19 protein-coding genes and 1 riboswitch are annotated in these 16,163 nt (G+C 60.6%); of the genes, 11 read left to right on the top strand and 8 right to left on the bottom strand.

Annotated features, from left to right (window positions below; all coding sequences use genetic code 11):
* Nucleotides 1–80 precede the first annotated feature (80 nt).
* Nucleotides 81–851 carry a zinc transporter ZupT gene (zupT, locus tag HMPREF1024_RS12925; protein ID WP_004213783.1) on the top strand — a complete coding sequence of 257 codons (771 nt, stop codon included), beginning with the start codon at nt 81–83 and terminating at the stop codon, nt 849–851.
* Nucleotides 852–912: 61 nt separating this feature from the next.
* On the opposite strand, the gene ribB is transcribed toward zupT, so the two are convergent.
* The gene (gene ribB, locus HMPREF1024_RS12920; RefSeq protein WP_004174356.1) at nt 913–1,566 is read right to left on the bottom strand and encodes a 3,4-dihydroxy-2-butanone-4-phosphate synthase; all 654 of its coding nucleotides are present in this window, start codon (nt 1,564–1,566) and stop codon (nt 913–915) included.
* 105 nt (nt 1,567–1,671) lie between these two features.
* Nucleotides 1,672–1,823: riboswitch (FMN riboswitch) on the bottom strand.
* 120 nt (nt 1,824–1,943) lie between these two features.
* On the opposite strand from ribB, the gene HMPREF1024_RS12915 reads away from it, so the two are divergent.
* On the top strand, nt 1,944–2,216 hold the full coding sequence (locus HMPREF1024_RS12915) for an accessory factor UbiK family protein (RefSeq protein WP_002916856.1): 273 nt from the start codon (nt 1,944–1,946) through the stop codon (nt 2,214–2,216).
* A gap of 35 nt (nt 2,217–2,251) precedes the next feature.
* Here the strand turns inward: HMPREF1024_RS12915 and glgS are convergent, their stop codons facing one another.
* Nucleotides 2,252–2,449: a cell surface composition regulator GlgS gene (gene glgS / locus HMPREF1024_RS12910; protein WP_002916857.1), complete on the bottom strand. Its 198-nt coding sequence runs from the start codon at nt 2,447–2,449 to the stop codon at nt 2,252–2,254.
* On the opposite strand from glgS, the gene HMPREF1024_RS31320 reads away from it, so the two are divergent.
* Complete coding sequence (locus HMPREF1024_RS31320) at nt 2,441–2,590, top strand: hypothetical protein (protein ID WP_004144536.1); 150 nt, start codon at nt 2,441–2,443, stop codon at nt 2,588–2,590. The two genes, glgS and HMPREF1024_RS31320, sit on opposite strands and share 9 nt — an antisense overlap.
* 77 nt (nt 2,591–2,667) lie before the next feature.
* Here HMPREF1024_RS31320 and hldE read toward each other — a convergent pair whose 3' ends face one another.
* The 3 genes from hldE to HMPREF1024_RS12895 are packed head-to-tail and all read right to left on the bottom strand — an operon-like array spanning nt 2,668 to nt 8,316.
* Entirely contained in the window at nt 2,668–4,101 is a 1,434-nt protein-coding gene (gene hldE / locus HMPREF1024_RS12905; RefSeq protein ID WP_002916858.1) for a bifunctional D-glycero-beta-D-manno-heptose-7-phosphate kinase/D-glycero-beta-D-manno-heptose 1-phosphate adenylyltransferase HldE, read from the bottom strand.
* A gap of 58 nt (nt 4,102–4,159) precedes the next feature.
* Nucleotides 4,160–6,997 (bottom strand): bifunctional [glutamate--ammonia ligase]-adenylyl-L-tyrosine phosphorylase/[glutamate--ammonia-ligase] adenylyltransferase, encoded by a 2,838-nt coding sequence (glnE, locus tag HMPREF1024_RS12900; protein WP_002916860.1) that lies wholly within the window; start codon nt 6,995–6,997, stop codon nt 4,160–4,162.
* 20 nt (nt 6,998–7,017) lie between these two features.
* Complete coding sequence (locus HMPREF1024_RS12895; protein WP_009308672.1) at nt 7,018–8,316, bottom strand: inorganic triphosphatase; 1,299 nt, start codon at nt 8,314–8,316, stop codon at nt 7,018–7,020.
* Nucleotides 8,317–8,530: 214 nt separating this feature from the next.
* Between HMPREF1024_RS12895 and HMPREF1024_RS12890 the strand changes: the two genes are divergently transcribed.
* Both HMPREF1024_RS12890 and HMPREF1024_RS12885 read left to right on the top strand, forming a co-directional pair.
* Nucleotides 8,531–9,151 carry a TIGR04211 family SH3 domain-containing protein gene (locus HMPREF1024_RS12890; RefSeq protein WP_002916862.1) on the top strand — a complete coding sequence of 207 codons (621 nt, stop codon included), beginning with the start codon at nt 8,531–8,533 and terminating at the stop codon, nt 9,149–9,151.
* Nucleotides 9,152–9,212: 61 nt separating this feature from the next.
* The gene (locus HMPREF1024_RS12885; RefSeq protein ID WP_009308673.1) at nt 9,213–10,454 is read left to right on the top strand and encodes a multifunctional CCA addition/repair protein; all 1,242 of its coding nucleotides are present in this window, start codon (nt 9,213–9,215) and stop codon (nt 10,452–10,454) included.
* A gap of 11 nt (nt 10,455–10,465) precedes the next feature.
* On the opposite strand, the gene bacA is transcribed toward HMPREF1024_RS12885, so the two are convergent.
* Entirely contained in the window at nt 10,466–11,287 is an 822-nt protein-coding gene (bacA, locus tag HMPREF1024_RS12880; protein WP_004144532.1) for an undecaprenyl-diphosphate phosphatase, read from the bottom strand.
* 198 nt (nt 11,288–11,485) lie between these two features.
* Nucleotides 11,486–11,869, bottom strand: coding sequence for a bifunctional dihydroneopterin aldolase/7,8-dihydroneopterin epimerase (gene folB, locus HMPREF1024_RS12875; RefSeq protein WP_004150923.1), 384 nt, complete (start codon nt 11,867–11,869; stop codon nt 11,486–11,488).
* 107 nt (nt 11,870–11,976) lie between these two features.
* On the opposite strand from folB, the gene plsY reads away from it, so the two are divergent.
* Both plsY and HMPREF1024_RS31325 read left to right on the top strand, forming a co-directional pair.
* Complete coding sequence (plsY, locus tag HMPREF1024_RS12870) at nt 11,977–12,594, top strand: glycerol-3-phosphate 1-O-acyltransferase PlsY (protein ID WP_004144530.1); 618 nt, start codon at nt 11,977–11,979, stop codon at nt 12,592–12,594.
* A 131-nt stretch (nt 12,595–12,725) separates the two neighbouring features.
* A complete protein-coding gene (locus HMPREF1024_RS31325) occupies nt 12,726–12,845 on the top strand; it encodes a hypothetical protein (protein ID WP_020324810.1) in 120 nt (39 codons plus the stop codon).
* Between the two features lie 10 nt (nt 12,846–12,855).
* Here HMPREF1024_RS31325 and HMPREF1024_RS0126545 read toward each other — a convergent pair whose 3' ends face one another.
* Nucleotides 12,856–13,002 carry a short-chain dehydrogenase gene (locus HMPREF1024_RS0126545; RefSeq protein ID WP_004144529.1) on the bottom strand — a complete coding sequence of 49 codons (147 nt, stop codon included), beginning with the start codon at nt 13,000–13,002 and terminating at the stop codon, nt 12,856–12,858.
* Here HMPREF1024_RS0126545 and HMPREF1024_RS12865 point away from each other — a divergent pair.
* From HMPREF1024_RS12865 to ureC, 4 genes are read left to right on the top strand one after another with little or no spacing between them, the layout of a single operon-like run.
* Entirely contained in the window at nt 12,992–13,816 is an 825-nt protein-coding gene (locus HMPREF1024_RS12865; protein ID WP_004174349.1) for an urease accessory protein UreD, read from the top strand. The genes HMPREF1024_RS0126545 and HMPREF1024_RS12865 overlap by 11 nt on opposite strands.
* Nucleotides 13,817–13,825: 9 nt before the next feature.
* Nucleotides 13,826–14,128 carry an urease subunit gamma gene (locus HMPREF1024_RS12860; RefSeq protein ID WP_002916871.1) on the top strand — a complete coding sequence of 101 codons (303 nt, stop codon included), beginning with the start codon at nt 13,826–13,828 and terminating at the stop codon, nt 14,126–14,128.
* A gap of 9 nt (nt 14,129–14,137) precedes the next feature.
* Nucleotides 14,138–14,458 carry an urease subunit beta gene (locus tag HMPREF1024_RS12855; RefSeq protein WP_002916872.1) on the top strand — a complete coding sequence of 107 codons (321 nt, stop codon included), beginning with the start codon at nt 14,138–14,140 and terminating at the stop codon, nt 14,456–14,458.
* Complete coding sequence (ureC, locus tag HMPREF1024_RS12850; RefSeq protein ID WP_002916874.1) at nt 14,451–16,154, top strand: urease subunit alpha; 1,704 nt, start codon at nt 14,451–14,453, stop codon at nt 16,152–16,154. Before HMPREF1024_RS12855 ends, ureC begins: the two co-directional genes overlap by 8 nt.
* Nucleotides 16,155–16,163 lie beyond the last annotated feature (9 nt).

Here is a 16,163-nt window from a genome sequence, read left to right on the forward strand (position 1 = left end):
TCGCGGTAAAGGGACGTGTCCCGTACGCGCATCCTCAGGCAATATACTCGTATGTAATTATTTTCACAGGGAGAGAAGCGATGTCATCACCCTTAATATTGACGCTGTTAGCCGGTAGCGCAACCTTCATTGGCGCCATATTCGGCGTGATTGGCCAGAAACCCTCTAACCGCCTGCTTGGCTTCTCCCTCGGCTTTGCCGCCGGGATTATGCTATTAATTTCGTTGATGGAAATGCTGCCTGCCGCGCTGGCCGCCGAGGGCATGTCGCCGCTGCTCGGCTACGGAATGTTTGTTGTCGGCCTGCTGGGTTACTTTGGCCTTGACCGCCTGCTGCCGCACGCCCACCCGCAGGATCTGATGATTCCCGCCATGCCGCGCCCGCGCAACTTACGCCGCACCGCTATTCTTCTGACGCTGGGGATCAGCCTGCATAACTTTCCGGAAGGGATCGCCACCTATGTCACGGCCAGCAACAACCTCGAGCTTGGCATGGGCGTCGCCCTTGCCGTCGCCCTGCACAATATTCCGGAAGGACTGGCGGTTGCCGGACCGGTGTATGCCGCCACCGGCTCGCGCAGCAAAGCGGTGCTCTGGGCCGGGCTTTCCGGCATGGCGGAAATTTTGGGCGGCGTGCTGGCGTGGTTGATTCTGGGGAGCCTGGTCTCGCCGCTGGTGATGGGCGCGATCATGGCTGCCGTCGCCGGGATTATGGTGGCGCTGTCGGTCGATGAACTGATGCCGCTGGCGAAAGAGATCGATCCGCAAAGCAATCCAAGCTACGGCGTCCTGTGCGGGATGTCGGTCATGGGGCTGAGCCTGGTGGTACTCCAGACGATGGGCATCGGTTAAAGCGCAGAAACAACACAGCCCACTAACAAGTGGGCTGTGCTTGGGCGTAGCGAACCGCTATTTAGCTGGCTTTACGCTCATGTTCGCGACGATAGGCCACCAGATCTTCAATCGTGACTACCGCCATATTGTGCTGCTGAGCGAACTTGATGCACTCCGGCGCGCGGGCCATGGTGCCATCGTCATTGGTCAGCTCGCACAGCACGCCTGCCGGTTTAAAGCCAGCCAGGGTCACGAGGTCGATAGTGGCTTCAGTGTGGCCGCCGCGGGTCAGTACGCCGCCCGGCTGCGCACGCAGCGGGAAGACGTGACCTGGACGGTTGAGATCGGAAGGTTTCGCGCCGTCGGCGATGGCCGCGCGGACGGTGGTCACGCGGTCGGCAGCGGAGACGCCGGTGGTCACACCTTCGGCCGCTTCGATGGTCACGGTGAAGCCGGTGCCGTAGGCGCTGGTGTTGTTCTCTACCATCATCGGCAGATCCAGCTGTTTGCGGCGATCTTCGGTCAGGCACAGGCACACAATGCCGCTGCCGTGACGAATGGTCAGCGCCATCTGCTCAACGGTCATGGTTTCGGCGGCGAAGATCATATCGCCTTCGTTTTCACGGTCTTCATCATCAAGCACCATCACGCCGCGGCCTTCGCGCAGGGCGTCCAAAGCGTGTTCCACACGTTCAAAAGCGGTACCAAAAGAAGAAAGGAGCGTCTGATTCATGGTAAAAAAACCTCATTAAAATTATGGTTACCAGAATCAGGGCAGTCTTAGGAGCGCCGGTTTAGCGGCAAAAGTCAACGCGAGCGGGCCTAGGCCCGACTGTGCCGTTACTCTCTCCCATCCGGACTTTAACCGTCGGCCCCGGAATTACACCGGATCTGCTGACCTTCCCGTAGTCACGGGAAGCGCTCGCGGGCTTTCAACGCCATGGTTGATTTACCGCCGGTGGGGAATTTCGCCCCGCCCTGAGAATAAGCGAGATAACTATAACGCTATTGACTATCCTCGGCAATGCATAAGCTTCAAACATTTCTGGTTTATAGGCGGCCTGGTTCGCACTACAATGATCAATCATCCGACCCGAGCAGGAAACCACCATGATTGACCCGAAAAAAATTGAACAAATCGCCCGCCAGGTCCATGAGTCGATGCCAAAAGGACTTCGCGATCTGGGTGAGGATGTTGAGAAGAAAATCCGCCAGGCGCTGCAGTCGCAGCTGACCCGTCTGGATCTGGTTAGCCGCGAAGAGTTTGACGTGCAGACTCAGGTGCTGCTGCGGACCCGGGAAAAACTGGCGCTGCTGGAGCAGCGCCTGAATGACCTCGAAAACCGCCCGGCGGCGACGCCGGGCAGCGAAGAGCAGCAGTAAAAAACGGGCCCCTGGGGGCCCGTTTTGCGTTTGGCTTAATGGGCGGCTTCCGCCTGACTACTCACCTGGCGACAGTACAGTTCATAGCGCTGGCAAAACCATTCACGATGTTCTTCATCCATATTGCCGACAATGGCCTGAAGATCAACTGGCTGGCCCTGGGCGTGCATTCTGGCGAAACTCCGCGCCAAAAAATCAAAATTCTTCATTGAATACATATCGTTATGGTTCATGCGCATACTCCTTCAGCGGTGGATGTTCTGATAAGTCATATGCCTTTTACTCACTTCAGTATTTACGCTTACCTTAACGCGATTTGTACGAAAAATGCGCTTAACATGATTATTTATTGCGCTAAATCATTTTCCACATGATTAAATAAAAACGGCCCGCGATACGTCTATCGCAGGCCGTGATGCTTCACCGTACAAACCGGTGAATAGCGAAAAGCTTATTTGTCGCTATCTTTTTGTATTTTCTTAATAATATTGGTAGTTGAGCAGCCATCTTCAAAGTTGAGCACCAGCACTTCGCCACCGTTCGCCCAGACCTCTTCGCTGCCGGCGATCTGCTCCGGTTTGTAGTCGCCGCCCTTGACCAGCAGATCCGGCAGGATGCCAGCGATCAGGCGCTGCGGAGTATCTTCTTCGAAGGAGACCACCCAGTCGACGGCTTCCAGCGCCCCCAGCACGATCATCCGCTGTTCCAGCGGGTTCACCGGGCGGGTTTCGCCTTTCAGACGTTTGGTGGAGGCATCGCTGTTGACCGCCACGATCAGACGGTCGCCCAGCTTGCGCGCATTCGCCAGATAGGAGACATGACCGGCATGCAGAATGTCGAAGACGCCGTTGGTCATCACCACTTTCTCGCCGCGCTTGCGCGCCGCCGCAACCGCCTGTTTGAGCTCCTCTTCGCTCATCACGCCAAAGCCGGTCTCAGCCCGGCCGCGGACCGCGTTTTCCAGCTCGACAGGGGAAACGGTGGATGTACCCAGCTTACCGACCACCACGCCCGCCGCGGCGTTAGCGAAATAGCAGGCCTCTTCCAGGGTGTTGCCGGACGCCAGGGTCGCCGCCAGCACGCCAATCACCGTGTCGCCGGCGCCGGTCACGTCGTACACTTCCTGGGCCTGGGTCGGCATATGCAGCGGCGGACGCCCCGGCTGCAGCAGCGTCATCCCCTGCTCAGAGCGCGTCACCAGCAGCGCCGACAGTTCGAATTCGGCGATGAGCTTCATGCCGCGCTCAACGATCTGCGCTTCATCCTGGCACTTGCCCACCACCGCTTCAAACTCAGAGAGGTTCGGGGTGAGCAACGTCGCGCCGCGATAGCGTTCGAAATCGGTGCCTTTCGGATCGATCAGCACCGGCACGCCCGCTTCGCGTGCGAGTCGGATCATGGTCTGGACGCTGGTCAGCGCCCCTTTGGCATAGTCCGAAAGGACCAGCGCGCCAATAGAGCCCAGCGCCTGCTGAATGCGCTCGTGCATCGGCTGCGGATCGACGCCGGAGAAGCCCTCTTCAAAGTCGAGGCGGATCAGCTGTTGATTGCGCGACAGCACCCGCAGCTTGGTGATAGTCGGGTGAGTCGGGACGGAGACGAAGTCGCACTTCACATTGACGTTGGCCAGCGCCTGGCTCAGCGCGCGGGCGGCGTCATCAATCCCGGTCAATCCCACCAGGCGCGAGGTTGCCCCCAGCGAGGCAATGTTCATCGCTACGTTTGCCGCGCCGCCAGGACGTTCTTCGATATTTTCCACCTTCACCACCGGCACCGGGGCTTCCGGGGAAATACGACTGGTGGGGCCGTACCAGTAGCGGTCCAGCATCACATCACCCACCACCAACACTCCTGCACGTTCAAACTCCGGCAGCGTTACTTTCATGACTCTCTCCTGCGAGACGCAAACTTTGCGCGCGATAATAGCACACCCGATTTTATAGTTAAGCCATCAGCCATTTCTGCCAGCTGGCGCTGACCTGCTCGCGCTCCCGGCTGAAGGCCTCTGGCGCCACGTGTCCCGGCAGCTCCTGCAGGGCCAGGTGATGGAGCGCGTCACGCAAGGTGGTGTACGCGTGCGTTAAGGCGCGCGCTTCCTCTTCGTCCATGATGTCGTTCTGCGCCAGCAGCTCGAGAATACGCACATTATCAGACCAGCGGGTCAGCTTCGGCTTGTCGCTGGCATAGCGTAGGACCAGATACTGGGTAATAAATTCAATATCCGTGATCCCGCCGGCATCGGCTTTGATATCAAAACGATTGGGATGCTTGTTGCCGAGGTGGGCGCGCATCTTCTCGCGCATCTCGCGAACCTCGGTCTGCAGGGTTGCGCCCTCCCGCGGGGTGGTCAGGATATCGCGACGAATGGCGTCAAAGCGCGCCTGCAACGCCGGGTCGCCATAGACCACGCGGGCGCGCACCAGCGCCTGATGCTCCCACGTCCAGGCCTCGTTCTGCTGATAGTCGGCAAACGCGTCAGCGGTGGTAACCAGCATCCCCGCCGCGCCGGAAGGGCGCAGCCGGGCGTCCACTTCGTAGAGAATACCGGACGAGGTGCGGGTGCTGAACAGATGCATGATCCGCTGGGCCAGCCGCAGGTAGAACTGACGGCCGTCAATCTCCCGCTCGCCGTCGGTCATCACCTCCGCCGGGCAGTCATGGAGGAACACCAGGTCGAGATCGGAGCTGTAGCCCAGCTCCCAACCGCCGAGCTTGCCGTAGCCGACGACGGCGAAGCCGCGCCCCTGGCGATCGTGCAGGTGGGTCGGCAGGCCGTAGCGAGCCACCATCTGCCCCCATGCCTGCTGCACCACCGCGTCGAGGATCGCTTCGGCAAGCCAGGTTAAATGATCGCTGACCTTCATCACCGGCAGGGTGCCGGCGATATCCGCCGCCGCGATATGCAGCTGCTGCGCCTGCTTGAACTGGCGCAACGCCTCCAGCTGCTGCTCTTCATCCTCTTCCGGCACCCGCAGCAGATACTGACGCAGCTCGTCGCGATAGGCATCGGTCGCCGTCGGCTGATAGAGGGTGTTGGGATCCAGCAGCTCATCCAGCAGCAGCGGGTGGCGCGCCAGCTGGCTGGCGACCATCGGCGATGCCGCGCAGAGCGTAATCAGGTGTTTCAGCGCGCCGGGGAATTCGCTCAGCAGTTCAAGATAGGTGGTGCGGGTGACGATCCCGGTCAACAGCGGCGTGATCCGCGCCAGAGGCAGCGGCGCATCGGCGCGCGAGCAGATTTCGCTCAACAGATGCGGCATCAGCTGATCCAGCACCTGGCGGCCGCGCGGGCCGATGGTGCGCCGATCCAGCTCTTTGCGGAAATCGGCAATCAGCGCCAGCACGCTGCGGCGGTCGGCGTCGTTTAAATGCGCCAGCGCCGGACTGGCGTCATCTTCTTCCAGCGCATCCTGCCACAGCTCGCGCCAGTACTCGGCCAGCTGCTCATCTGGCGACTGAGCCTCGTCATCGCCGATCAGTTCATTAAACACCCGCCGTACGTTGGCCATATGGTTCGCCAGCTGCGCGCTCAGCGTCTCCCAGTCATCGGTATGCATCCCCCACGCCAGTCTGGCGCGGTTCAGTTCATCCTGTGGCAGGGTCTGGGTCTGTTCATCGTTGATACTTTGCAGCAGGTTTTCCAGCCGGCGCAGGAACAGATAGGCCGCGCGCAGCAGCGTCGCGTCGCCTTCCGGCAGCAGATGCAGCTCATCAATCGCCGCCAGTGTCGGCAATAGCGCGCGCTGCTGCAGCGCAGGTTCGCGACCGCCGCGGATCAGCTGAAAGACCTGAACGATAAATTCAATTTCACGAATGCCGCCGGCGCCGAGCTTGATGTTGTCTTTCAGCCCGCGACGCCGCACTTCACGGGCGATCATGCCTTTCATGTTACGCAGCGACTGGATCACGCTGAAGTCGATATAGCGGCGGAAGACGAAGGGGCGAAGCATCGCGCGCAGTTCGCTGGCGTAGGCGCCGTCGTTATCGCCCATGATCCGCGCTTTCACCATCGCGTAGCGTTCCCAGTCCCGCCCCTGCTCCTGGTAATAATCTTCCAGCGCCGCAAAGCTGAGCACCAGCGGCCCGCTGTCGCCAAACGGCCGCAGGCGCATGTCCACCCGATAAACAAAGCCGTCCTGCGTCGGCTGGTCGAGCGCCTTGATAAGCCGCTGCCCCAGGCGGGTAAAGAACTGGGCGTTATCCAGCTCGCGGCGGCCGCCGCGGGTGGCGCCATGCTCCGGCCAGGCAAAGATCAGATCGATATCGGAAGAGAAGTTCAGCTCGCCGCCGCCCAGCTTTCCCATCCCGAGGATCAGCAGCGGCTGCGGCTGACCCTCGGCGTTGCATGGCGTTCCCCACTCTTTACAGCAGGCGGCGTACAGCCAGTCGCGGGCGGCGACAATCAGGGTCTCCGCCAGGACGCTCAGCTGCTGCAGCGTCTCTTCTTCGCGCACCAGCGACAACGCCTGCGCCCAGGCGATGCGGACCATCATCTGGCGGCGGAAGAGACGCAGCTCTCGCATCAACCCCGCTTCGTCAGTGACGGCCTGCAGGCGCTCCTGCAGCCAGGCTTCGTAATGCCGCCACTCTTCCGCCGCCGGCGCGGAGTCCGCAAGCTCATTCAGCCAGCCCGGCTGAGCGATCACACTCTGTTCGACAAAATCGCTGAACGCCATCACCGACCTGGCCTGTGGGCTCAGTTCGGCAACGGGAAAATCCGTTGGCAGACGGTCAGCGACCGTCTGCCAGTGCTGCTGTAACTGCGGAGAAAGCGGCATCATAAGGGCTCCCTGGCCTGTAATTATCGTTTTCCACTATGCAGCCAGAACGGCTCGGCAGCCAGCGCCTGGCGACGGAAATATTCAAACACGCTGCGGTCGTCATGCTCTATCGCACGCTGAAGTTCCTGCCAGTTCTCCAGCCAGGGCGCGACGGCGTCGCCATAGGCGCCCGCCAGCAGCTGGACGCTGTCGATGTCGCGGGACAGCTTCGGCAACTGGTCAGCGGCATCTTCTATCGCCAGATGCTGCACGGCGCTGCGCAGCTCGGCCGCCACCCGCGAGAGGTGAATATCGGCAAACCGTTTGAACGATCCGGCTATTTTTTTCTCTCCCGCCTCGTTGAGGAACGAACGCCACCCGCGCTGGACCAGCCATTCGGTCAGGGCCAGTTTGGCGCCAACGACCTCGGTGCGGAATAACGCTTCGTCGGCGGTGTCCGCAGCCAGCAGAACGGCGTCGGCGTCGTTCAGCAACGCGCGGAGGTGGGTGGTCGCCTTACGCGGCACGATGCCGCCGAACAGCACGAGGGCATGGCGCACGCGGGCTATCGCCAGCAGAATTTCCGCTTTGGCTTTTGCGTTGCCGCGCAGCCAGATCTCGTCGTGATACAGCCAATGCGCCAGGGCGCTCTCCAGCGCCGCCTCCAGCCCCTGCTCCACGCTGGCCTTCGCTGCCACCGGCAGCACCGCCAGCCGGGTCACCGGACGCTCATTGTTACCTTGCGCCAGATGATACCCGCGCGCGGCTTTGCTCAGGCTCCCCTGACGCAGGACGCCGCTCTCCAGCAAACGATGCGCGAGGCGCAGCAGATCGGCGGTCTCCCCGGCGAGCAGCTCCAGCTCCAGTTCGCAGATCGGCTCCTGATGTTCGCCCGCCTTCACTTCGCCACGATCGAGGGCAATCTCAATCTCACTCTTTCCTTCCTGGATCACCCAGCGTTCACGGGCAAAATCGGTGCTGAACAGCGGCTGGACATGCTCCGCCAGCGCGGCCGGAAGTTCCCCTTGCGGCCAGACCTCCGCCGGCAGGCGCTCAAGCGCCAGCTCCGGTTTATCCAGTGGAATATTATATTCCGGGCGCTGGTGCAGGCCGCCGACCACCCGACCGGCGATTTTCAGCGTCATCTCATAACGCCCCTGATCGCCGCGGATGCGCAGCCCCATATCGTGACGACGCAGCCAGTTATCGGCGGTTTCGTAATAAATGTTCAGCAACTGGCCCGCGGGCGTATGTTTCGCCTCGAGCGCATTGAGCTGCTCGCGCAGCGTCTCTACCCCATCCTGAGCGACGATAAACTTGAGTTCGATTTCTTGAGCCATGACTGAATTCTTCCGCTTCTGTGCTGCGCCGACAAATTGCGGCGAACTTACGACAATATTTTTTGTCAGTAGATAGTATTTTGCGGTGAATCGCCATGCAACGCGCTTTTTGCCGGGCCACCTCCTGGATGATTCCGATTGTGGCGGAAAACTTTGCGTCGCTCTGGCGATGCCTCTACTATCGTTCCACTTTTTATGACCAAACGATGACCTGATGCCAAAATTACGCCTGATTACTTTTACTTTGCTCGCGCTTAGCGCCGCCACGGCGGTTCACGCAGAAGAAAAGCGCTACGTTTCCGATGAGCTGAACACCTGGGTTCGCAGCGGCCCGGGCGATAATTATCGTCTGGTCGGCACCATCAACGCCGGGGAAGAAGTGTCGGTACTGCAAACGAACGACAGCACCAGTTACGCGCAAATTCGCGATAGCAACGGCCGTACCGCCTGGATCCCGCTGAAAGAGCTGAGCAACGAGCCCAGCCTGCGTACCCGCGTCCCGGATCTGGAAAACCAGGTCAAAACGCTGACCGATAAGCTGAATAACATCGATGCCACCTGGAACCAGCGCACGGCGGATATGCAGAAGAAAGTCGCCGGCAGCGACAGCGTGATTAACGCGCTGAAGGACGAGAACCAAAAGTTGAAAAACGAGCTGGTTGTCGCGCAGAAGAAGGTGAATGCGGCAAATCTGCAGCTTGATGATAAACAGCGCACCATTATCATGCAGTGGTTTATGTACGGCGGCGGTGTGCTGGGCGTCGGTCTGCTGCTCGGTCTGGTGCTGCCGCATCTGGTGCCAAGCCGCAAACGTAAAGACCGGTGGATGAACTAATTCGTCTTCTCTGCCAGACTTACGTATCATCTTGCGAAAAACGGATACGGGAGAATCAGGCGTGAAGAGTTATCTGGTCGGTGGCGCGGTGCGTGACGCGCTGTTAGGGCTGCCGGTCAAAGACCGAGACTGGGTGGTGGTGGGCGCCACCCCGCAACAGATGCTAGACGCGGGCTATCAACAGGTAGGCCGCGATTTTCCCGTGTTCCTCCATCCGCAAAGCCGGGAAGAGTATGCCCTGGCCCGCACCGAGCGCAAATCCGGCGCGGGCTATACCGGTTTTACCTGCTATGCCGCCCCGGACGTCACCCTCGAAGCCGATCTGCTGCGCCGCGACCTGACGGTCAACGCTCTCGCCCAGGATGCCGACGGCGCAATTATCGACCCCTACGGCGGACAGAACGATCTCCGTCAGCGCCTGCTGCGCCATGTCTCTCCCGCGTTTAGTGAAGATCCGCTGCGCGTGCTGCGCGTCGCGCGCTTTGCCGCCCGCTACGCCCACCTCGGTTTTCGCATTGCCGAAGAGACCCAGGCCCTGATGGCCGCGATGGTTGAGGCCGGCGAGCTGGCGCATTTAACGCCGGAGCGGGTGTGGAAGGAGACGGAAAGCGCATTAACTACTCGCAACCCGCAGGTATTTTTCCAGACGCTGCGCGACTGTCAGGCCCTCAAGGTGCTGTTCCCGGAGATTGACGCCCTGTACGGCGTGCCGGCCCCGGCGAAATGGCATCCGGAAATCGACACCGGCCTGCACACCCTGATGACCGTCACGATGGCCGCGATGCTGTCGCCGGATGTCGACGTACGTTTCGCCACCCTGTGCCATGACCTCGGCAAAGGGCTGACGCCGAAGGCGCTCTGGCCGCGTCACCACGGCCATGGTCCGGCGGGAGTCAAGCTGGTGGAGCAGCTCTGCGCGCGTCTGCGGGTGCCGAACGATATCCGCGATCTCGCGAAACTGGTGGCGGAGTACCATGACCTAATCCACACCCTGCCAATTCTGCAGCCGAAAACCCTCGTCAAACTCTTCGACAGCATTGACGCGTGGCGCAAACCGCAGCGCGTGCAGCAGATCGCGCTCACCAGCGAAGCCGACGTCCGCGGACGCACCGGTTTCGAGGCCAGCGATTACCCGCAGGGGCGCCTGCTACTGGAGGCCTGGGAAGTGGCGCAGTCGGTCTCCACTAAAGAGGTCGTGGCGGCGGGCTTTAAAGGGGCGGAAATTCACGAGGAGCTGACGCGGCGGAGAATTGCGGCGGTAGCGCAGTGGAAGGAACAGCGTTGCCCCCAGCCGCAAGGCTGAGGGCGCAGGCCTTAGAAGAAGACCACGTACACCGCTGCCGCGACGATAAAGCGGTAGATAGCGAACGGAATGAACGAGATCCGTTTGATCAGCTGCAGGAAGGTTTTAATCGCAATCAGCGCCACGATAAACGCCATCACGAAGCCGACGGCGAACATCGGGACGTCGCCCATGTTCAGGAAGCCGATGCTCTTGTAGACGTCCAGCACGGTGGCGCCCATCATCATCGGTACCGCCAGCAGGAAAGAGAACTCCGAGGCCGCATAGCGGCTGACGCCCATCAGCATGCCGCCGGAGATAGTCGCCCCCGAGCGGGAGAAACCTGGCCACAGCGCCAGGCACTGAAAGCAGCCGATGACGAACGCCTGACGGTAGGTCATATCGTCAATCCCGACCGCGCGCGGCTGTTTCGGCTTCAGCACTTCCGCTGCAATCAGCAATACGCCGCCGACAATCAGGGCGTACATCACGTTCACCGGGTTAAACAAGGATTTAATGGTGTCATGGAAAATCAGCCCCATCACCACCGCGGGGATCATGCCGAGAAGGATATGGATAAGCGACAAACGGCCGCTGCCCTGGCCTTCATGCGCCGGCGGTTTCCCGAAATGGATGCCGATCAGGCCGAACAGGCGACGCCAGAACATCACCACCACGGCGAGTATCGAACCTAACTGAATCACCACTTCAAAGGTATTTGCGGTATCACCTTCAAACCCCAGCAGGTGACCAACAATAATCATATGACCGGTACTGGAAACAGGTAAAAACTCTGTCAAACCCTCAACCACACCCAATATTGCCGCCACCAGCAGCGAGTGTATATCGCTCATCCAATTAAACCCTTTAAAAAAGTAAAATGAAAAAAACCAGGAACACGGTATCGTTCAACAGGCACAACCCGGCTGCCAGAGTGCGCGTAATCCGCAGCGCACAGGAAGTACACGCGGATTCGTCCACCGTTCTGGAAGGACATCGCCAGTAAAATTGCCTGATGACCGGATGCTATGACCGGTATAAACGCAATTTGTTTAACAAGTATGACCTGAAAAGTTTTGTTTCAGATTAAGGCCACGTTCAATAATCACCCCGACGTTTGCCGCGCGAGCCACGGCGCCAGGTTTGCTGACTTTTATGCGCACCCATGGCGACTGGAATGTTTCCAGCAGCAGGTCGGCCACCTCTTCCGCCACCCGCTCCACTAACGCAAATTTTCCCCCTTCCACATGCGCGATCACGCGCTCGCTGATATCAGCATAGCTGAGGCAATCGCTGACATCATCGCTGGCGGCCGCCTTGCGGTTATCCCATGCAATTTCGATATCGAACACCAGCTTCTGCTCAATGGTTTGTTCCCAGTCATAAACACCAATGGTGGTGATTACCGAAAGTTGCTCTATAAATACAATATCCATCACGCCCTGCCTGCTTTTTAGCTAAACCGGATACCACTTCCGGCGAATTATGCGTATTATCCACAGATGCAGAGAATACAACGACATTTTCAAAACGGAACAGCGTTATGAGTGCAATCGCGCCTGGACTGGTACTCCTCGCCTACCTCTGCGGCTCCATTTCCAGCGCCATTCTGGTATGTCGCCTTGCTGGCCTGCCCGACCCACGCGACAGCGGCTCAGGCAACCCCGGGGCCACTAACGTACTACGAATTGGCGGAAAAGGGGCGGCCGTAGCGGTACTTATTTTTGATGTGCTGAAGGGCATGCTCCCGGTGTGGGGCGCCTGGGCGCTGGGCCTTACGCCGTTCTGGCTGGGGTTAGTGGCGATTGCCGCCTGCGTGGGCCATATCTGGCCAGTCTTCTTTCATTTCCGCGGCGGTAAAGGTGTCGCCACGGCCTTCGGCGCTATCGCCCCCATCGGGCTCGATCTCACCGGGGTGATGGCCGGGACCTGGCTGCTGACCATCCTGCTCAGCGGTTACTCTTCCCTGGGCGCTATCGTCAGCGCGCTGATCGCCCCGTTCTACGTCTGGTGGTTCAAACCGCAGTACACCTTTCCGGTGTCGATGCTCTCCTGCCTGATCCTCCTGCGCCATCACGACAACATTCAGCGTCTGTGGCGCCGCCAGGAGAGCAAAATCTGGACCCGCGTGAAGAAGAAAAAAACGCCAGAGCAGAAGTAATCTCCCCTCCCGGCTCCGCCAGGCGGGGAACTCCCCTGCGCTAATCGCGCCTTTCATCCGCCCTTTTACGCTTCCTCGCCATCAAAGGCGATCATCGCCACATCCTCCTTTTGTAACAATACGTTAGCAGCATGGAAAGGCAAAAGTTGCGCTGGCGGCTGGCGGCGCGGCGCAACCCGATCCGCCGCCTTTTCCGCCGCGCCCAGGCTGCGGATCAGGATATTGACGGCAAAGATTATCCGGGTGAATAATCCGGAGCGGTTATGCCGCTTTCCCCTCGCGCCCGTCGCGACGCTCCGGGTTACGGATGACATAAGCGTTTCGTATGACCGGGATAAACTCCCGCCGATCAATACTCATTGCTGCTGTTTTATCTTGATTTTGCAGGGGCGCAACATTGCACGGCACCGTGTTACCACCACTCAAAAAAGGCTGGCAGGCCACGCTGGATCTCCGCTTTCAGCAGGCCGGCGGCAAGACCGTTCTCGCCAGCGCCCAACACGTCGGCCCGCTGACCGTCCAGCGCCCGTTTTACCCGGAAGAAGAGACCTGTCACCTCTATCTGCTTCACCCGCCCGGCGGCATCGTCGGCGGTGATGAGCTGACAATTAGCGCGCACCTTGCCCCCGGCTGCCATACGCTGATAACCATGCCTGGCGCCAGCAAGTTTTACCGCAGCAGCGGCGCGCAAGCGCTAGTTCGCCAGCAGTTGACCCTTGCCCCGCAGGCGACCCTGGAGTGGCTCCCGCAGGATGCCATCTTCTTTCCCGGGGCCAATGCCCGGCTGTTCACTACCTTTCATCTTTGCGCCTCCAGCAGGCTGCTGGCCTGGGATCTGCTCTGCCTTGGCCGCCCGGTGATTGGCGAAACCTTCAGCCACGGCACCCTCAGCAACCGGCTGGAGGTATGGGTGGACGATGAGCCGCTGCTGGTCGAGCGCCTGCAGCTGCAGGAGGGAGAGCTCTCCAGCGTCGCCGAACGTCCCTGGGTCGGCACTTTGCTGTGCTATCCGGCTACCGATGCCCTGCTCGACGGGGTGCGCGACGCGCTGGCGCCGCTCGGTCTCTACGCCGGCGCCAGCCTGACCGACCGCCTGCTGACGGTGCGTTTCCTCAGTGACGATAATCTGATTTGCCAGCGGGTGATGCGCGACGTATGGCAGTTTCTGCGCCCTCATCTCACCGGTAAATCTCCCGTACTTCCCCGAATCTGGCTGACTTAAGAGAACGTTATGGAACTGACCCCCCGAGAAAAAGACAAGCTGTTGCTGTTTACCGCCGCGCTGGTGGCGGAGCGTCGCCTGGCCCGCGGCCTGAAGCTCAACTATCCGGAGTCCGTGGCCCTCATCAGCGCCTTTATTATGGAAGGCGCTCGGGACGGCAAAAGCGTGGCCTCGCTGATGGAGGAAGGCCGTCACGTCCTGACCCGCGAGCAGGTGATGGAGGGCGTCCCGGAAATGATCCCGGATATCCAGGTCGAAGCCACCTTCCCGGACGGCTCGAAGCTGGTCACCGTTCACAACCCGATTATCTGAGGTAGCGCCATGATCCCCGGTGAATATCACGTTAAGCCCGGTCAGATAGCCCTGAATACCGGCCGGGCAACCTGTCGCGTGGTCGTTGAGAACCACGGCGATCGGCCGATTCAGGTCGGTTCGCACTACCATTTCGCCGAGGTTAACCCGGCGCTGAAGTTCGACCGTCAGCAGGCCGCCGGCTATCGCCTGAATATCCCGGCGGGCACGGCGGTACGCTTTGAACCCGGCCAGAAACGCGAGGTCGAGCTGGTGGCCTTCGCCGGTCACCGCGCCGTCTTCGGCTTCCGCGGCGAGGTCATGGGCCCTCTGGAGGTAAACGATGAGTAATATTTCACGCCAGGCCTATGCCGATATGTTCGGCCCCACCGTCGGCGACAAGGTGCGCCTGGCCGATACCGAGCTGTGGATCGAGGTGGAGGACGATTTGACCACCTACGGGGAAGAGGTCAAATTCGGCGGCGGCAAAGTGATCCGCGACGGCATGGGCCAGGGGCAGATGCTGGCCGCCGACTGTGTCGACCTGGTGCTCACCAACGCGTTGATCGTCGATCACTGGGGGATCGTTAAGGCCGATATCGGCGTGAAGGACGGCCGGATCTTCGCCATCGGCAAAGCCGGTAACCCCGACATCCAGCCCAACGTCACCATCCCCATCGGTGCCTCGACGGAAGTGATTGCCGCCGAAGGAAAAATTGTCACCGCCGGCGGGATCGATACCCATATTCACTGGATCTGTCCGCAGCAGGCGGAAGAGGCGCTGGTCTCCGGCGTGACCACCATGGTCGGCGGCGGCACCGGCCCGGCCGCGGGCACCCATGCCACCACCTGCACCCCGGGCCCGTGGTATATCTCACGCATGCTGCAGGCGGCCGACAGCCTGCCGGTCAATATCGGCCTGCTGGGCAAGGGCAACGTTTCTCAGCCGGATGCCCTGCGCGAGCAGGTGGCGGCGGGCGTTATTGGCCTGAAGATCCATGAGGACTGGGGCGCCACCCCGGCGGCGATCGACTGTGCGTTAACCGTCGCCGATGAAATGGACATCCAGGTCGCCCTGCACAGCGACACCCTGAATGAATCCGGTTTTGTGGAAGACACCCTCGCCGCCATCGGCGGGCGCACCATCCACACCTTCCATACCGAAGGGGCCGGCGGCGGCCATGCGCCGGACATCATCACCGCCTGCGCCCACCCGAACATTTTGCCGTCGTCCACCAACCCAACGCTGCCCTACACCCTCAACACCATCGATGAACATCTCGATATGCTGATGGTCTGCCACCATCTGGACCCGGACATCGCTGAGGACGTGGCCTTTGCCGAGTCGCGCATTCGCCGGGAAACCATCGCTGCGGAAGACGTGCTGCACGATCTCGGTGCCTTCTCGCTCACCTCCTCCGATTCGCAGGCCATGGGCCGCGTCGGGGAAGTGATTCTCCGCACCTGGCAGGTGGCGCATCGCATGAAGGTGCAGCGCGGAGCGCTGGCGGAGGAGACCGGGGATAACGACAACTTCCGCGTGAAGCGCTACATCGCCAAATACACCATCAACCCGGCGCTGACCCACGGCATCGCACACGAAGTCGGATCCATTGAGGTGGGTAAGCTGGCTGACCTCGTGGTCTGGTCACCAGCCTTCTTCGGCGTGAAACCGGCCACCGTGATCAAAGGCGGCATGATCGCCATCGCGCCGATGGGCGATATCAATGCCTCTATTCCGACCCCGCAGCCGGTGCACTACCGCCCGATGTTTGGCGCGCTGGGCAGCGCCCGCCATCACTGCCGCCTCACCTTCCTGTCGCAGGCGGCGGCAGCCAATGGCGTTGCCGAGCGGCTGAACCTGCGCAGCGCGATCGCCGTGGTGAAAGGCTGCCGTACGGTGCAGAAAGCCGACATGGTGCACAACAGCCTGCAGCCTAACATCACCGTCGACGCCCAGACCTATGAGGTGCGGGTGGATGGCGAACTTATCACCAGCGAGCCGGCAGACGTTCTGCCGATGGCGCAACGATATTTTCTGTTTTAAGGAGAGCGG

Source organism: Klebsiella sp. 4_1_44FAA, from assembly GCF_000238715.1.
In the GTDB taxonomy this organism is placed as follows: Bacteria; Pseudomonadota; Gammaproteobacteria; order Enterobacterales; family Enterobacteriaceae; genus Klebsiella; species Klebsiella pneumoniae.

Excerpts from the sequence above, each read along its gene's own strand:
- zupT (WP_004213783.1), top strand. The coding sequence starts at position 81 with ATGTCATCACCCTTAATATTGACGCTGTTAGCCGGTAGCGCAACCTTC.
- ribB (WP_004174356.1), bottom strand. The coding sequence starts at position 1,566 with ATGAATCAGACGCTCCTTTCTTCTTTTGGTACCGCTTTTGAACGTGTG.
- HMPREF1024_RS12915 (WP_002916856.1), top strand. The coding sequence starts at position 1,944 with ATGATTGACCCGAAAAAAATTGAACAAATCGCCCGCCAGGTCCATGAG.
- HMPREF1024_RS31320 (WP_004144536.1), top strand. The coding sequence starts at position 2,441 with ATGGTTCATGCGCATACTCCTTCAGCGGTGGATGTTCTGATAAGTCAT.
- glgS (WP_002916857.1), bottom strand. The coding sequence starts at position 2,449 with ATGAACCATAACGATATGTATTCAATGAAGAATTTTGATTTTTTGGCG.
- hldE (WP_002916858.1), bottom strand. The coding sequence starts at position 4,101 with ATGAAAGTAACGCTGCCGGAGTTTGAACGTGCAGGAGTGTTGGTGGTG.
- glnE (WP_002916860.1), bottom strand. The coding sequence starts at position 6,997 with ATGATGCCGCTTTCTCCGCAGTTACAGCAGCACTGGCAGACGGTCGCT.
- HMPREF1024_RS12895 (WP_009308672.1), bottom strand. The coding sequence starts at position 8,316 with ATGGCTCAAGAAATCGAACTCAAGTTTATCGTCGCTCAGGATGGGGTA.
- HMPREF1024_RS12890 (WP_002916862.1), top strand. The coding sequence starts at position 8,531 with ATGCCAAAATTACGCCTGATTACTTTTACTTTGCTCGCGCTTAGCGCC.
- bacA (WP_004144532.1), bottom strand. The coding sequence starts at position 11,287 with ATGAGCGATATACACTCGCTGCTGGTGGCGGCAATATTGGGTGTGGTT.
- folB (WP_004150923.1), bottom strand. The coding sequence starts at position 11,869 with ATGGATATTGTATTTATAGAGCAACTTTCGGTAATCACCACCATTGGT.
- plsY (WP_004144530.1), top strand. The coding sequence starts at position 11,977 with ATGAGTGCAATCGCGCCTGGACTGGTACTCCTCGCCTACCTCTGCGGC.
- HMPREF1024_RS31325 (WP_020324810.1), top strand. The coding sequence starts at position 12,726 with ATGGAAAGGCAAAAGTTGCGCTGGCGGCTGGCGGCGCGGCGCAACCCG.
- HMPREF1024_RS12860 (WP_002916871.1), top strand. The coding sequence starts at position 13,826 with ATGGAACTGACCCCCCGAGAAAAAGACAAGCTGTTGCTGTTTACCGCC.
- HMPREF1024_RS12855 (WP_002916872.1), top strand. The coding sequence starts at position 14,138 with ATGATCCCCGGTGAATATCACGTTAAGCCCGGTCAGATAGCCCTGAAT.
- ureC (WP_002916874.1), top strand. The coding sequence starts at position 14,451 with ATGAGTAATATTTCACGCCAGGCCTATGCCGATATGTTCGGCCCCACC.